This is a genomic window from Rubritalea sp. (genome assembly GCF_051252225.1).
Classification (GTDB): domain Bacteria; phylum Verrucomicrobiota; class Verrucomicrobiia; order Verrucomicrobiales; family Akkermansiaceae; genus Rubritalea.
The window spans coordinates 283,207-299,527 of sequence record NZ_JBPOGE010000002.1 but is presented as its reverse complement, the minus strand read 5'-3'; the positions used below and the strand labels follow the sequence as shown (position 1 = coordinate 299,527).

The window sequence follows — 16,321 nt, the reverse complement described above, 5'->3', positions numbered from 1 at the left end:
TGGGGAGATGGTAAAGAAAAACTCCCCGCTGAATTGGTATATGAAATCTAGCAAGCTTTACTCTTTTTCAGAAGCCTTGGCAGGAAGGCTTTTGATGTGGATGTCAGTTTGAGGGAATGCGATTTCAATGTTCGCTTCTCTAAATGCGGCATCAATTTGGTAATGGAGTTCACTTTGGGTAGGTAAGAGAAATTCGTAGTGGTTTACGAATCCTCGAAGCATGAAGTCGAGTGAGCTTGCTCCAAAGCCTTGGAAGAGTATATCTGGAGCAGGGTCTTCGAGTACATGTGGGTGTTTTGAAACGAGGTCTTCAAGTATCTCTGTAGCTTTCTTTGTGTCTGATCCATAAGCTATTCCGACAGAGACTTCAAAGCGTAGAATGTTATCGCAAAGCGACCAGTTAATGAGCTGGCCAGTAATGAATTCCTTGTTCGGGACTAGCAGCTCGCGGTTGTTAAATTGCTTGATCGTGGTGGCCCGAATTTTTATTTGGGTAACTCTTCCAGAAACGTCACCAATGGTGACGATGTCTCCTAAGCGCACCGGGCGCTCAAAAAGAATGATGAGGCCGGCTACAAAGTTGGCAAAGATTTCTTGGAGTCCGAAACCAATACCTAGAGTCACTGCGGCGGCGAGCCATTTGACGCTTCCCCAGGTAACGCCGACGCTGGAAAAGGCAGCTAGCAGGCCGGTAGCGATGACTATGTAACGTGAAATAGTGGTGATGGCGTAGTTCCCACCAGGTCTAAGATTTAATTTCCGCAGAATACTGAGCTCAAGTAATCCTGGTAGGTTCCGAGCAGCAACGATGGTGAATACAATAATGAGGATGGCGGCGATCACGTCCCCTACACTAAGGCCGGAGGAAAAGAAGGATGAGTCGTCGGAAGGTGTGACGGTATTGGTGATGGTGTTCACAGGATTAGAGTCCTGTGACGCACTCGGAGTTTCAGAGCTAGCGCTGTCAGTAGAATGATGGCTGGCATTTACGATAGAGACATTATCTAGCGCTGTAAGCGCTGGAAGAACGGGTGACCAGATGTTCCATAGGGCGAACATTATTGTGATGACCGTGAGGAAGCGGATGATGTGCCTAGTTTGTATTTCTACAGCTTGGATATTGACTTCATTTGCTTCAATTTCTTCGAGAGAAGGCACCTCATTCGTGCTGTCATTTGATTTCTCCGCTTTGAGGGCTTCATATTTTTTACGCGCATGGTGTTTTGCGTAGAGCCTACGAGAGATTAGAATCCAGCGTGAACAAAGGCGGGCGAAGAGGTAGGTCAGGCTAACTACGATGATACTGGAGACAGTATGGTCGAGTAGAGTCTGGACTGATGCGAGATAACCTAGGGCGTAACCGACTATGAATATAACAGGTGTTATGACACCCAAGAAATAAAGAAGTTTGAGTAACCAATTTGGCGTTTGCTCTCTAGCTAAGAGTCGTTTTTTGGGGTTAAGTAAGCTGTGTGCAAAATAGGTGCACAAGAGCATGGCAATGATGAAGCTGATGCGGCCGGCTGGAATCGTACCCGCGGCAGGGAGAGCGTACGCTAAAAACAGGAAAACCGGGATGCTGAAGAGAGCCCAAGTGGTATGAAAATAGAGTAACTTGGTTTTTGCTTTAGCTGTTTCAAAGTGGGCATCCAAGAGTCCGTGTTGCGATGAGAGAGCATGGAGGAAGGAGAGTAACGAGATGCTCTGAGCTGCAGCTAAGAAACCTACACTCCAGCTGATAGGCGCGGAACTACGCCAAGCGATGAATACTAGAAATAGGGGGAGTGTCTGCGAGCGGAGGAGGGTGAGGATGAGGGCTATGAGTGAGGGAGAGATAGAGAGGCAATTGCGTTGGCAGGCTTTGGCTGCGAGCTTTTCGAGTGCGTACTTGATTCTCTTTTTGCTGGAAAAAAACAGGATGAGAGGAAGGATGACTATTGTCCATATTAAGGGATGCTCACTTATATCATTGCGCAGTCCCTTGAATAGCTGACCCAGAGTTTTCGAGGAAAATAGATTGGTTACAGCGTTGAGTTCGGTTTGGAATTCCCCTGCATTAATTCGCTTGGCACTAGTAATCCAGAGTAAGCGTTCGTCTAGGTAGTTCGCGTAAGAATTGGTGGCGGCGAGTGTGTGGCGGGTAACATTGGCGAGTTCACCAAGTGTTATAATATATTCTTTATAGAGGGCTTCGAGGGATTTTTTTGCAGAGTCTATTTGTGATGAATCATCTGTGTTAGTAAGATCTAGCAGGGTGATTTCAGCATTGGTGATGTCGACATTGACCTGGTTGAGCTGGCGTTTGAGTAAGAAAGCTGTGGGGAGGTGCGCTCGTTGCTGGCGTAGTAGTTGACCAGTTTTAGCATCGATTCTGAGACCCGCAGATTCGATAAGGTTAATGCGCTTCACGGCATTGTCGCGGTAGCTATTGACCAGCTCTAGTTTTGCTAGGGTGTCTATAAGCTGGGCTTGGGCACGGGAGGTGCCAGCTTTGACAGAATTCGCAAGGGACTCTTCTTGGCTGAGGTCGATGGGTTCTGAGACCAGGGGGTTTGGAGGTTCTAGCTTGTTTTGTGCAAGGACGGTGGATGAGCACACCAAGCAGACGAGGAATGCTGGAAATAGACGATGAACGGCAGAGAGAATCATTAGGTGAAGTGGTGCTTGATTTGTGTCTGCTAGAACCAGTTTTTTCTTTTAAAGAAGAAAGCGAGGCTCAAAGCGACCGCTAAGAGTATAGCCATGAAGGTAGGATATCCAGCGGGTTGGTTTAGTTCAGGCATGTACTCGAAATTCATTCCGTAGATGCCGGCGAGAAAGGTGAGCGGAAGAAAAATGGCGGAGACTGCAGTGAGGACCTTCATGACCTGATTCATGTGGTAACTAGTCGTGGTGTAGTAGAGTTCGTGGAGGTTCTTAGCCTGTTCTCTAAGGTGTTCTGTGGCTTCTACAGTCTGTGCCGTGTGGTCGAATAAATCACGGAAGAATAGCGAACTGGAATCTGTAAGTAGATCTGAGTCTGAGCGGGTGAGGCGAGAGGCTATGTCACGGCAGGGCTGAGTAAGGCGATGGAACTGAGTAATGCGTCTCCGACTAGCGTGTATGGAGGAAAGTGTTAGGGCGCTGTCAGCCTGAATAAGGTCATCTTCTAGGGTGTCGATGTGGTCTGCAAGTGTGGAAACAAAGAGTGTATTGTAGTCGGCAATGGCGTCAAGTATTGCCCAGAAGAGGTAGTCAGGGCCCGATTTCCTGATTCTTCTTTTGGGGGAATTCAATCGTCTGAGAATGTCAGCGAGTAGTGAGTCAGGTGCTTCGCTAAATGTGAGTAAGGTGTCTTTCTTTAGCACTAAACAAAAGTGTTCCATGGATATTTCTAAACCATCCGCAGTATTGATCGGGATTTTAGTGGCCACAAAGATAGAGTCTTCTAATTCTTCGATTTTAACCCGACTGTCAGGGTTGATTATATCTTCTGAGATAAGTGCGTGGAACTGGAATTTCTCGAAGAGCGAAAGAGTCTCATCGCTGTAATTCGGGTTTCTCCAATGGATCCATTGGTTTTTTTCAGCGGGGTGTGTAGGTAGCTCACTGATGGAATGAAAGTCGATTTGATCTAGCCCTGCTTCATTGTAAAAGATACAAGTTCCAGCCGTCTCGTGGCGGTCCATTGGAGACAATTGATCCTCGGATAGGACTTCATGTGCTGCTTTATGTGAGATAAGGTCTTGGAGTGACATAGGAGCTTTCGTTAGAAGAGAACTCATAAAGAGTATCAGAGTAAGGAGTGAAGTCAAAAAAATGCCCTAGGCCATTTCAGGGCCTAGGGCAGAGTGTGCAAAATAATGGTTCCTCGATAGAATAAGTTAGAGAGTCTTCTTCCAACGAGCTACTTCAGCCTTCACATTTTTAATGCTTGGAGCACCTGGGTTGGTGCGGGCTTTGAGAGCTGTTTCTAGTGAGAAGACTGCGCTAGCATCTGCTCCGTAGTGTTCGGAGATCTTAGTGAGGTCGATCTGGTCGAGCGGGGTTTTTGATTCGACAGCAATTGCGACGGCTTGACCTACAAGCTCGTGTGCGGAGCGGAATGGAACGCCGTTCTTGACGAGGTAGTCGGCCAGGTCAGTGGCGAGAAGCATTGGGTCAGATGCTGCGGCGAGACATACGTCAACGTTGACGGTCATCTCAGCGATCATTTCAGCATTCACCGCAAGAGCGATTTTGAGTGTGTCGATGGAGTCGAAGAGCGGTTCTTTGTCTTCCTGTAGGTCACGGTTGTAGGTAAGGGGAAGTCCTTTGGCCGCGGTGAGTAAGGAAATGAGGTTACCGTAGAGGCGGCCGGTCTTACCGCGGGTGATTTCACAGACGTCAGGGTTCTTCTTCTGTGGCATGAGTGAAGAGCCTGTGGTGTGTGCATCCGAAAGTGTCGCAAAACCGAATTCTGCAGAACACCAGAGGATGAGGTCTTCTGATATGCGAGAAAGGTGGGTGCCTACGAGTGCGAAGTCGAAGAGTAGCTCCATGATGTAGTCTCGATCAGAGATAGCGTCCATAGAGTTCGTGGTGACTCTATCAAAACCTAACTCATCTGCAATTTGCTGACGGTCGAGATTTATCGTGGAGCCAGCGAGAGCGCCGGAACCGAGAGGGCTGACGTTGACGCGTTTACGAGCGTCAGTGAGACGGTCGATGTCGCGGGAAAACATTTCGACGTAGGCGAGTAGGTGATGGCCTACGGTGACGGGTTGACCACGCTGGAGGTGGGTGTAGCCAGGAATGACAGCATCTGCATATTGTTCGGCTTGCTTCAGTAGAGCTGTTTGAAGCTCTTTAATCTGAGTTGTAATGGTGTCGATTTCTTCGCGGCAATAGAGACGAGTATCGGTAGCGACTTGGTCGTTACGTGAGCGAGCGGTGTGAAGCTTTCCACCAGCGGCGCCGATACGCTTAGTGAGTTCCGACTCGATGTTCATATGGATATCTTCGAGCTCAATAGAGAAGTCGAAGTTACCCTCATCGATATCTTTTTCAATCGACTTAAGACCGGATTCGATTTGTTCGAACTCGTCTTGATTGAGAGTGCCAGCTTTCACTTGTGCACGTGCGTGAGCAATGGAGCCCGCGATATCGTGTTTATAAAGTCGCCAATCATAGGAGATGGATTCTCCGTATTGTTGAACGAGGTCTGCTGTTGCTTTTGAGAAACGTCCTTTCCACATGGGAGTTGTCTTAGAAGACAAAGTGATGAGTGTGAAGTGATAAGTGTGAAGTGGTGGAAATAAGTTCTGCTATGAGGGTAAATAAAAAGCCACTCACGACAGGGCGTGAGTGGCTTTAGGAAAAGTGAGTGTTGTTAAACCTTACTTATGTGGGTGCTCTTCGAGGAGTTTATCCACTTCGTAGAGGCCAATTTGGTCTTTAACTTTAGCGCGTACTTCCTTCACTTGGTTGACAGTGATTGCTGAAGCGTCGTTACCGAAGCTCTTACGAACGTAGGTGAGAACTGCAGCAAGTTCGTCGTCCTTGAGTAGGCCTTCGAACGGAGTCATTGCACCGTTGAACTTCTTCCCTTTGACTTCGATTTCCCCCATGAGGCCTTTGAGTGTGAGCTTAATGAGACGCTCAGGATCTTCGTTCACCCATTTAGTGCCATTGATTGGTGGGAAACCACCTGCTGGGAGGCCTTTACCATCAGCTTGGTGACATGTCTCACAGTGAGCTTCACGGTGGTAGACTTCACGGCCTTTCTTGAGCCATGCAATCTGCTTCCTCTTCATGCCTTGCTTTTTCCAAGCAATTTCTTCGTGGTCGACTTCTTTAGTAACCTTAGAGCCTGTGAGGTCAGATTTAGCGTAGTCGTAAGCTTGTTTGATCCACTTATCTACAGGCTTCTTACCAGCGATTTCGAGGATCTTCACACCGTCTTCTCCACCAATCCAGCTAGCTGTATTGATTGCTTCAAGACGTACACGACCGTGGTCGTCAGCTGCGGCGATCTCAAGGAGCTCTTGACCATTGCTAAGTTTGTCGAGGTTGTAGCGAACTACACGTGCAGCACCTGCGCGGACACGGTAGTCTTTGGACTTGAGTAGCGTGCCTATCAATTGTCCGTCAACTTGGTTAGCGCCCCAGAGCACCCAAAGGGATTCGAGAAGGGTGCGATCGTATTCAGGATCCTGAGGATCGAGCCCACGAGCCCAATTCTTAGTCGCGGCAACCACTTCGTCTGCGTCACGGCCACGGAGTTCACGGCGAGTACGGTAACGAGTGCGGTATTCAGGCAGCTTGAGGTTGTCGAGGAGTTCTGTGAGCGAAGCTCCATCGATTTCAGCTGGCTCCACTAGAGGACGTGATGGGTAGGTGATACGGTAGATTCGGCCGTGGTTGTGATCACGATGTGGATCACGTGCACTGTGCTGCATGTGGCCAATCAGAACGTTAGACCAATCGATGAAGTAAAGTGATCCATCAGGAGCGAACTCGAGGTCAACTGGACGGAAGTTTCTGTCTTCTGATACGAGGAGGTCTTGACGGTGCTCTGCCTTGTAGCCTGTACCATCATCCTGGAGTTTGTGCTGCTTGATGCCAAGGTAACCGATATTGTTGTTGATGAGGATATCTCCCTGTACATCATCGGGGAAGTGGCGACTAGACACCATCTCGAGACCTGATGTAGGACGTACCTTATTATCGGTGAGGAGGTCAGCTTGCTTCATGCTTCTACCGTATTTTGGCTTGATAGAAGTATTATTCATCCAACCAACAGAGGGGCTAGAGGAGTAGAGGTGGAAGTTTTGACCATACTCGTCAAAGGCAATACCCCATGGGTTCGGTATGTTGTATTGAGCTGAGCGTTCGAGGTGCTTCTTAGTTGGGTTATAGCGCCAGAAACCACCATTTGTGCCACGCTCGGTACCGTGTGCTGTCTCAACATTGGAGTGAAGGAAGATGCCTTCACCCATGTAGATAGCGCCGGATGGATCTGCGCAGAATGCGGAGATAGCGTGGTGAGTGTCGTGGTCATCAAAGCCTGAAAGGATGTATTCCTTGCTGTCAGCCTTGTCGTCGCCGTCCTCGTCCTTGAGGAGTACAACGGAGTCAGCTTGAGAAACATAGACGCCTTCTGGAGCAAACTCGAAGCCCATTGGTACGTGGAGTTCGTCTGTGAAGATTGTTTCTTTATCCGCTTTGCCGTCACCATCTGTGTCTTCATAGATGGCGAGTGTGTCCTTTGGTTTTGGATCACCAACGCGCCAGTGTGGGTAGGACTGCATACATGCAACCCAGAGGCGTCCCTTGTTATCAAAGGAGATTTGAACTGGGTTGGCTAGATTTGGGAACTCTTCTTCAGAAGCGAACATTTCAACTTTGTAGCCATCAGCCATATTGAGTGCGTTGACTGCATCCTCACCTTTGTTGTATGTGAGGGTGCCGTTTTTTGGACTTGGCTTAAAGTTAGTTTTAACATCAGGAAGCTTGTGTGTTTTCGCGTCAGCTGATGCGAGGTCGAAAGTCTTACCTGCGTTTGTTGCCCAGATCGCTTGGTCACGGACTTGCGTCATTTCCGCAGCTTTCTTGAGTTCGTCAGGATAGTTTCCTGGACCGTATGGCTTGTAGCGGCGACCGTAGACGTGCACGCCATTAGGGATCTTGAAGTAGTTGTGCCATAGCCAGTTTTTTTCTGTCACTGCCGCGTGGATCGCATCGCGCTTAGATGCTGCTTTATCAGGAGCTTCGCCGAATATACTATTTGCTAGGAATGTAGAAAGCGTCTTGTAGCCATTAGATGTTAGTTGGAATCCATCTTGGGTGACGTATTCTTTTTCAGATGTGTACCACTTCTCAGAAGCATCAAATGCGTCGACAAAGAGAACTCCGTTTGCCTTGGCTACTTCGCCCATTGCTGCTGTATAAAGAGCTAGGTTCTTGTTCTCGTTTACGCCGTTAGGAACGTCGAAGTCAGCAGATTGGTCTTCGAATGCGATCGGTGATACGAGAGCGATTTGTGGAGCAGACTTACCATTGTATTTTTGTGCTTTGGTGTGCTTAAGGAAGGCATCGAGCTCTTTCTTAAAGCGATCTAGTTCAGCAGGTCCATCGAATGAGGATGAGTAGCCGAAGCAAGCAATGACTACATCTGTCTTGAGATTAGTTAACCACTGGTCTGGAGTTTCAAAATGACCGCCAGGCTTACCATTTGCTTGAAGGTCTTCACGAACGAGTTCCTTGGCGCCAGGGAATGCGTATTGATCTTCAAAACTACGTCCAGGGTGTGGGCGAAATCCAGGAGTGTTACCCTCATCACCCATGTTGCGGATCGTGAGGTTTAGGTCAGGGTAGCGTACTTGAAGTGCTGTTTCAAATTCGTTAAACTTGACCATGCGTGAAGCTAAGCCACCACCAATGATAGTGATGTGGCTATTTGGTGCAATTTTAAGAGTGTCGCCAGAAGTCTGTGACACAGCTGCCGTGCTCTGTGCCGCGGAGGTGTCCGCGTAGAGTGTGGCGATTGAGCTGACTGCGATGACAGAGCTCAATGCGAGATAGGATAGATGTTTCATAATAAATTGAGTGAATGATTGCTTACTTCACGATGAAGTCAGCTGGCTTGAGACCTTTTTTGTGTTTTTTGAATGAGTAAGCGCTAGGATTGTATTCTCCTTTGATTGAGACGTCAGCTTTTTCTGGGACTTCCATTTCGAGACCCCAGTAGACTCCGTTTACAACGAGTCGGCGGAGGCTTTCCTCGCTAAGGTCAGTAGCTGCGCCCATGGTGGTGGTGAGGATACGATTGTTCTTCTCTCCAGTGTTGTCAAATTCGCGTGTCCAAGCGATTGGAATCATAGGGTCATTCTTTGCGCCTTTTAAAGCTGGAGATTTAGGATCAAGAGTTTCGGTAACTTGTCCGTAGAGGAGAATGGTGGATGGTGCTGCAGGAGCTGCGCCATAGACATCAGTGGTAGCAAAAATCGTTCCAACACCATTAAGCACAGGATTCTTCTCTTGGTCTTTTGCAATCATGGAACGAGTGCCTTCTACTTTATGTTCGCCGTGGTGATTTACCCAAGTTTCGCCGAGGACATTGCGACCGAAGCCGCCTTCCCAACCAGACTTAGCTTCTGCATCGAAAGAAAATTTTGCCCACTTACTGCTTTTGTCTTCAAAGTTGAACGCGTGAGTTGATGTGCGGAGTGCTACCATTGGGACGCCTCTGTTGAGGGCGTTTTCAAAGCGTTGCATGGATTCATCGTTCCAGTGACGGAAGCGGATGCACATCACGATGGCGTCTGCGTCATCAAGCGCTGCGGAGTTGCTGAGGCTATCTCCTTTTTCAGGATTTACGGTTCCGTCTTCATTGAGTGAAAAGAGGACGGTGGTCTTAAAGCCATTGTTCGCGAGGATTTGAGCCATCATTGGCATAGACTCTTCTGAACGATATTCCTCATCGCCGGAGAGTAGGACAACATGTTTCCCGTTCGCTGAACCTTTGGGTTCGAAAACGAGGTGATCTTCGGCAGCATATAATGTCACAGCCGTGAGAGAAAGTGTAAGAGCTTGGGTAAATGGAGCTTTCATGGAGTCGTGTTGGGTAGCCAGTAGCTATGGATAATTTGTACTACAGATTTCTCCGTTTTTATCAAATTATCTGAAAAAAGAAAAAATAGTAGTGGGGGGAGAGGTTTTTATGAAAGGAAAAATCCTCTGACGGCGAACCGCCAGAGGATTTAAAATAGAAAAGCTTATGCTTCGTTCTTCTTAGTCTCGAAGAGGTCGAGACCTTCAGCTGGCTTGAGGCCATCATGAACAACACCAGCAACAGCAGCCATCATAGCAGCTGGAGCTTCGGATTGGAACACGTTGCGGCCCATGTCAACACCTGCTGCACCACACTGGATAGCGTTGTAGCAAAGCTCGAGAGCTTCGAGTTCAGGAAGCTTCTTACCACCTGCGATAACAACTGGTACTGGAGTACAAGCTACTACTTTTTCGAAACCTTCTGTGTAGTAAGTCTTAACGATGGATGCACCGTTTTCAGCACATACACGTGCAGCCATGGAGAAGTAACGCGCGTCACGAGCCATCTTCTTACCAACAGCAGTAACACCCATTACTGGGATGCCGTACTTAGAACCGATGTCTACGAGGCGTGAGAAGTTAGCGATTGTTTTGTGCTCAGTTTCGTCTTCACCAACAGAAAGCATTGCTGCCATTGCTGAAGCGTTCATGCGGATAGCTTCTTCTTCAGCGATAAGAACGTTGTGGTTCATTTCAGTGAGGATAGTAGTACCTGTGTCAGTACGAAGACATACTGGCTTTGTACAACCTGTAGGAATGGATGAACGGATCATGCCACGTGTACCCATGATACAATCAGCGTACTCTACGATTGGTGCGATGTTGAGGTCAACACGCTCAAGACCTGATGTAGGACCCATGAGGAAACCGTGGTCAAATGCGAGCATTACTGAGTTGCCGGACTTCTGATTGAAGATGCGGGACATGCGGTTTTTAAGGCCCCAATCGGAGTTGTTGATGCCTTTGAGGTAGAAGCCTTCTGTGGAGGCTGGTTTGTTGAGACCGAAGCTTGCGCCTTCTCTGATATCGTCTGTATCTGCCATAGTGTTAGTTTAGTTAGTTATTAGTTAGAATGAAGAGTAGCTCGTAGCGATTGCTCGAGGCTAGTTTTCTGTTAGCGGCTCACGGGAGCCGAAATTGTTTTAGCCATTGATGTAATCCGCCATTGTCTGGAGGATGATGGTTACGGAAATCGCACCTGCGTCTGGGAGGCCGATGGTCTTAGCTCCGAGCGTTTTAGCGCGGCCCATAGTGGCGATCATGTCTTTAGATGCTTCTTTACCAGCTTCTGCAGCTTCTGCAACAGCCTTGATAGACTCGGAGATTGGCTTGTCGATGTTTGCTTTAGCAGCTTCTACCGCTGGGTGAAGGGCATCGATCATAGTCTTATCGCCTGGCTTAGCTCCACCGCGGCTCATCACGTCCTTGAGTGCTTGCTCTAGAAGGTGAGCAAGCTCGTGAGAACCGAAGAATTTAGCGCCGTGCATGGTCTTGCCACCAGCGAGGTAGAGTGAACCGAAGACAACACCAGATGCTCCACCCATGGTGGAGAGTAGTGCTGTGCCTGCAGTTTGGTAGAGCTCACGGAGGTTGTCGAACTTAGTGCCGTCAACTTGCTTAGTGAGAGCTGTGAAACCGCGCTGCATGCCGAGGCCGTGATCGCCGTCACCGAGGTCACGGTCAGCCTGAGAAAGGATTGGTTCTGCAGCGATGATGTTCTCAGCAACTTTGAGTGCCATTTCTTGAGTTTGCTCAAGAGTGAGACCTTCAGTAGACTTGGAAAGGTTTAGTGCTTTCTGAGCGATCGCTTTTGCTTTCTTAGCTACGCCTGTGTTGGCATTGCCAGTTTTCGTTACTGTAGCAGTACCGCCTTTGATCGGACCTTCCATCTTGGAGTAACAGAAGGATTCACATGGCATGGACCAGAGTTGCTTAAGTTCTTCGTCTACGCGAGTGACTGAGAAGGAGATACCAGCCATTTCCTGGCAAGTAACGTAAGGACCCATGACTACGTCAAAGATTTCGATGCCTTTATCTTCGAGGTACTCAGCAGCTTTACGCATGCAAACGAGGCATTCCATCATTGTGGTAGCTCCGAGAGAGTTGATGAACAGAACAATTTCGTCGCCAGACTTGAGCGCTTCTACGTCAGCATCTTTTTCATAATCTTCGAGGATGAGGTCGAGCATTGTGACTGTAAGCTCATCTGCTGGTGGGAGTGGGATTTCACCCACACCTGCTTCACCGTGGATGCCCATTCCGAGTCCTACCATTCCTGGTTCGAGTTCGAATGTTGCCTTGCCTGTAGCAGGGATGGATCCAGGAGCCATAGCTGCGCCGATGGAGCGTGTCTGAAGGCATGCTTTCTCTGTGACAGCAGCGAGGTCTTCAAGAGTCTCCGCTGTTTGTGATGCTGCGCCAGCGATTTTAACGATAGGCACGAGACCTGCGATACCGCGGCGGTCCTTCTTGCGCTCAGGTGGCGCGGAAGCAATGTCGTCTGCGATGAGCACTGTTTTGACTTCAGCTCCTTCAGCTTCAGCCATTTCAGCGCCTACGTCGAAGTTCATCACGTCACCAGCATAGTTGCCATAGAGGTAGAGAACGCCGTTGCCGCGATCGATAGCGGATGTGGCTTCTTGAACGATGTTTGGAGCAGGTGCAGCGAAGATGTCACCACAAGCAGCGCCGTCAGCCATATTGGTGCCGACCATTGCGTGGTAAATAGGCTCGTGACCTGCACCTCCACCAACGAGAAGGGCAACCTTGCCGTCTGGGATGTCGTTTTTAACGATGGAGCGAGAGCCTACTTTATAGCACTGGCCGTTGTAGGCTTCGACGAGACCTTCGAGGAGTTCATCGGCCGCGTTGAGCGGGTCGTTTAGGAGTTTGGGTACGAAATTTGACATAATAGTAAAAGGTGATTGATTAGATGATGCGGTCGTTTCCGCCGTCGACTGGGACTTGAGCACCAGTGGTCTTGCCGAAGAGAGGAGAGGCCATAGCTGATACCATTTGGCCGATATTGGCTGACTTGATTTCAGTTTTGAGGAGATTACGTGTCTTGTATTGCTCTACAGTGAGTCCGTAACGCTCAGCGGAACGCTGAAGGTTTTCTGGAGTCCAGAGTTTGGTGTCGAATACGGCATCTGGGTGGATGATGTTACAACGCACACCTTGTGGCGCGAGCTCGAGAGCTGCCACGCGGCAAAGCTGGTTGAGGCCAGCTTTAGCACAGGAGTAGGATGCTGCACCTGCACCAGGAGCATTAACGTTACGTGAACCAACGAGAACGATGGCTCCGTCAAGACCGAGCTTGAGGAATGGAATCGTTTCGCGGAGAAGCTTCTGATGCGAAGTTAGGTTCACTGCGAAGGATTTGTCCCAGTTGGACTGCTCGAGGTTTTCGAGGTAAGCGCCCGCTGTGAAGATGCCTGCGTTGGAGACGAGGATGTCGAGACCACCGTATGTAGAAACGATTGTTTCTACGACGTTTGTGATTGCTGCATCATCAGTGAGGTTCGCAACGATGCCGAGACCACCGATTTTAGCCATTGCTTCGATGATTTCAGGGTTAAGGTCAGCGCCGATAACTGTTGCGCCTTGGAGTGCGAGTTGCTCAGCACATGCAAAGCCGATGCCTGCTGCAGCGCCTGTCACGAGAGCGATCTTGCCCTGGTGAACTGGTTTTGCTGATCCGCCTTTGTTGAGTTTAGCTTGCTCGAGTTCCCAGTATTCGATTTCGAAGAGGTCTTTAGCAGGGAGTGCTTTCCAAGCACCGAATGCGTGCTCGGTTTTAAGAATGGTGTCAACGGAGTGCTCTGCAATGTCAGCGATGATGTTAGCTTCCTTGAGAGTGGCGCCGAATGAAACTACACCGTGGTTTGCCCAAGCTGCCCAACGTGGAGCTGTGTCGAGAATAGTTTCGCTTGTAGCGTGCTTGTCGAAATACGCGGTGTAGTCTTTAGCGTATTTTTCGACAGTCTTCGCTGCGTCACCGCCATCTGCGAGGTAGAGTGGAAGGCGCTTTGTGCGGATAGTGTGATCTGGTGTAACTGGCCCTTTCTTGCAGATTGCAGCAAGTTTGTCAGCAGCTGCGAATGCGCCAGCAGCTTTGGATGTGGAGAGGCGGGCGATGCATGCTGTGCCGCGCTGTTTGGAAACTGCTTGGCGGAGTGTGGCAAGGCCAATGAGATTCGTTGTGACCTTCGCCTTTTTGATTGGGTTCGGCTTGAGGTTAGTCGCGATATATTTTTCTGCGAGTGTCACCTTTTTGATCATGAGGTCGTAGGACTTCTTCGCATCATCGTCGAAAGTGAAGATGCCGTGATTCATGAGGATGAGGCCGTCGACTTTAGAAAGATCTTGGCCTTCGATCGCTTTTTGTACTGCTTTAGCGAGTACGAAACCTGGCATTACGTAAGGGACTACGATCATGGAGTCACCGAAGCATTCCTTGATGTGTTTCTTGCCAGCTGGGTTGTTAGTAAGAGCGAGGATGGCGTCCGCGTGTGTGTGATCTACGAATTTAGCCGGGATCACAGCGTGAACGATAGCTTCGATAGATGGGTTTGGAGCTGCTGGGTCGAGGAGACCGAGGCGCTGCTGTTCCACCATGTCTGCATCAGAAAGTGTGTCGAGTTCAGCGAGCTTGAGAAGTGTTTCCATGCGTACAGCTGGGAAGCCAGGCTTCTCGATAGTTGCTAGATCCCAACCAGAACCTTTGACACAAAGTACTTCAACGAAGTTGCCAAAGAAGTCTTTGACTGTGGTCTTCACTGATGTGTTGCCTCCGCCGTGTAGGACGAGGTCTGGTTCCTGGCCAAGAAGGCGAGAGGTGTAGACGCGTAATGCGAGATCGTCTTTTTTCGGGGCGTCTTTGACGTTGTAAAGATTCTTCATATGAAGTGTGTGATTATAATTGTTGGGAAATTGTGTGGGGAGAATTAAAAAAAAGTTCAGATGAGAGCCACCTGAGGGTTATAAAGCGCTCCACTCCAAGCTAGAGGGAGCGCTGAGAGAAATGTATCCTAAAGCTTAGCCGAGAAGTGGGACGAGCTGCTCCTGACACCACTCGCCGTTCTGAATAGTAACTTCATCTGGGTGTGTGATTGCGTGTTCGCACTCGTCTTCACAGACGATCCAGCCTTTGTAGTTACGCTGAACGAGGAATTCTGTGATTTTGTGGAAGTCGATCTTGCCAGTTCCCATCTGAGCCCATGGCTCAGGGCCGTTACCTGAGAAGTCCTTGTAGTGTACGTGGTTGATTAGGTGCTGCCATTTGGTCATGGTTGCGATGATATCCATTCCACCGCGTACGATGTGTCCGACGTCAGGTGTCCAGCCAGTGGCTTCTGGGTCGAGTGAGGAGAGTACGATGTCGTAATCTTCCTGTGTACGGCAGAGTGATGCTGGTGGGGAGTTCGGGTGGAATGAGCATTTGATGCCTTTTTCTGCCGCGCGGCGGGAAACTGCGTTGACATTGTTGACGAGGTTGAGGCGACGTTGCTGGAGGTTTTCACTGCGGCCGCTTGGGAGTGGGACGGTGCCGAGTGGAACGCCAGGGAAGTGCTCAGCGAGAGTTTCGATGGCCCAATCTGCGCAGGCGCGCTCGGACTCAGTCTCTTCCGCTTTGTCCCAGTTACAGATGATTGGGAGAGCGATGAGCTCGATGCCGGCTTCGTCTAGATCGGCTTTCATTTTAGCTGGGTCTATCCAGTCACCCATCCAGTAGTTGTCGTATGGCTCGAGGACCATAGGCTCGATGCCGGCAAGGCCAGCTTTTTTGATAGTTTTGGACATGTGGGCCAGCTTGTTTTTGTTGCCTTCGCCGTAGCCGTCCATGAACCATGTGTAGACTTGTGATCCGAATTTAATATCGCTCATAATAATATATTAGGTTTTATATTTTAAAATTGTTTTTGCAGTTAGTTAGCAAGAAGCCACTCAGTGGTCTTCGCGTTGAATGTTTCGATGTTTTCGAAGTGGAATGCATGACCTGCATTGTCGTAGAAGTAGGTTTCACAGTTCGGAATAGCGTTAGCAACTTCGTTCGCCATCCAGAGTGGGGTGAAGATGTCGTCGATGCCACCAGTGATATAACAAGGAACTTCAATGTTAGAAAGCTCTGCTAATGTGTTATGTGACGTACAGGCTGCTGCTTGGCCTTTGAGGCCATGAAGCGGCTGAGGTGTCGGATCTAAATCTGCACCAGCTTGGCCTTCTGCAAGAGAAGCGAAGCAATCGTCGTTATCCCAGAATGGCTTGGCGAAGATGAGCGTCTGGATGTAGTGCATGAACTCACCTGGAGTGAAGCGTGCCTTACATGTTTCCATGTGCTTGAAAATGCCGTTAGCATAGTTGTCCGTACGTGCCCATGTGCACATGAGTACTGCACTTTTCACCTTCTTAGGGTGACGGAGCATAAGCTGTTGTGCGATGATGGAGCCCATTGAGCACCCAACGATACGTGCTGACTCGATACCGAGTTCGTCCATGAGTGCTGCGTAGTCGTCTGCCATCATTGCTGATGAGTAAGGACCTTCTGGCTTGTCGGTAAGTCCAACGCCGCGGTTGTCTGGCATGATGCAGCGGAAGTTCTTTGACCATTCTTCAGCATGGGCTTCCCATACTGCTCCTGGTGCTGTGATACCCATAATGCAGATGAGTGGCTCGCCTGAGCCTGACTCTTGGTAGTGCATCTGGATGCCGTTTGCTGTGACTGTTGGCATATAAATTATTTAAGTTA

Annotated in this window: 10 protein-coding genes; all 10 read right to left on the bottom strand. The window is 49.2% G+C overall.

Features of this window, described 5'->3' with window-relative positions; all coding sequences use genetic code 11:
• Window positions 1-57 precede the first annotated feature (57 nt).
• Window positions 58-2,649: a mechanosensitive ion channel domain-containing protein gene (locus ACSHX2_RS03780; RefSeq protein ID WP_435690720.1), complete on the bottom strand. Its 2,592-nt coding sequence runs from the start codon at window positions 2,647-2,649 to the stop codon at window positions 58-60.
• A 29-nt stretch (window positions 2,650-2,678) separates the two neighbouring features.
• Entirely contained in the window at window positions 2,679-3,764 is a 1,086-nt protein-coding gene (gene corA / locus ACSHX2_RS03775; protein WP_435690718.1) for a magnesium/cobalt transporter CorA, read from the bottom strand.
• 99 nt (window positions 3,765-3,863) lie between these two features.
• A complete protein-coding gene (argH, locus tag ACSHX2_RS03770; protein ID WP_435690716.1) occupies window positions 3,864-5,216 on the bottom strand; it encodes an argininosuccinate lyase in 1,353 nt (450 codons plus the stop codon).
• 141 nt (window positions 5,217-5,357) lie between these two features.
• Window positions 5,358-8,558, bottom strand: a complete 3,201-nt coding sequence (locus tag ACSHX2_RS03765; RefSeq protein ID WP_435690714.1) for a PVC-type heme-binding CxxCH protein — start codon at window positions 8,556-8,558, stop codon at window positions 5,358-5,360.
• A 22-nt stretch (window positions 8,559-8,580) separates the two neighbouring features.
• Window positions 8,581-9,573: a ThuA domain-containing protein gene (locus tag ACSHX2_RS03760; RefSeq protein WP_435690712.1), complete on the bottom strand. Its 993-nt coding sequence runs from the start codon at window positions 9,571-9,573 to the stop codon at window positions 8,581-8,583.
• A 164-nt stretch (window positions 9,574-9,737) separates the two neighbouring features.
• Window positions 9,738-10,616: a 3-hydroxy-5-phosphonooxypentane-2,4-dione thiolase gene (gene lsrF / locus ACSHX2_RS03755; protein WP_435690710.1), complete on the bottom strand. Its 879-nt coding sequence runs from the start codon at window positions 10,614-10,616 to the stop codon at window positions 9,738-9,740.
• A gap of 99 nt (window positions 10,617-10,715) precedes the next feature.
• The gene (gene dhaL / locus ACSHX2_RS03750; protein WP_435690708.1) at window positions 10,716-12,482 is read right to left on the bottom strand and encodes a dihydroxyacetone kinase subunit DhaL; all 1,767 of its coding nucleotides are present in this window, start codon (window positions 12,480-12,482) and stop codon (window positions 10,716-10,718) included.
• 19 nt (window positions 12,483-12,501) lie between these two features.
• The gene (locus tag ACSHX2_RS03745) at window positions 12,502-14,475 is read right to left on the bottom strand and encodes a bifunctional aldolase/short-chain dehydrogenase (RefSeq protein ID WP_435690706.1); all 1,974 of its coding nucleotides are present in this window, start codon (window positions 14,473-14,475) and stop codon (window positions 12,502-12,504) included.
• A 135-nt stretch (window positions 14,476-14,610) separates the two neighbouring features.
• Window positions 14,611-15,459, bottom strand: coding sequence for a sugar phosphate isomerase/epimerase family protein (locus ACSHX2_RS03740; protein ID WP_435690704.1), 849 nt, complete (start codon window positions 15,457-15,459; stop codon window positions 14,611-14,613).
• 41 nt (window positions 15,460-15,500) lie between these two features.
• Window positions 15,501-16,304, bottom strand: coding sequence for an alpha/beta fold hydrolase (locus tag ACSHX2_RS03735; protein ID WP_435690702.1), 804 nt, complete (start codon window positions 16,302-16,304; stop codon window positions 15,501-15,503).
• Window positions 16,305-16,321: the final 17 nt, after the last annotated feature.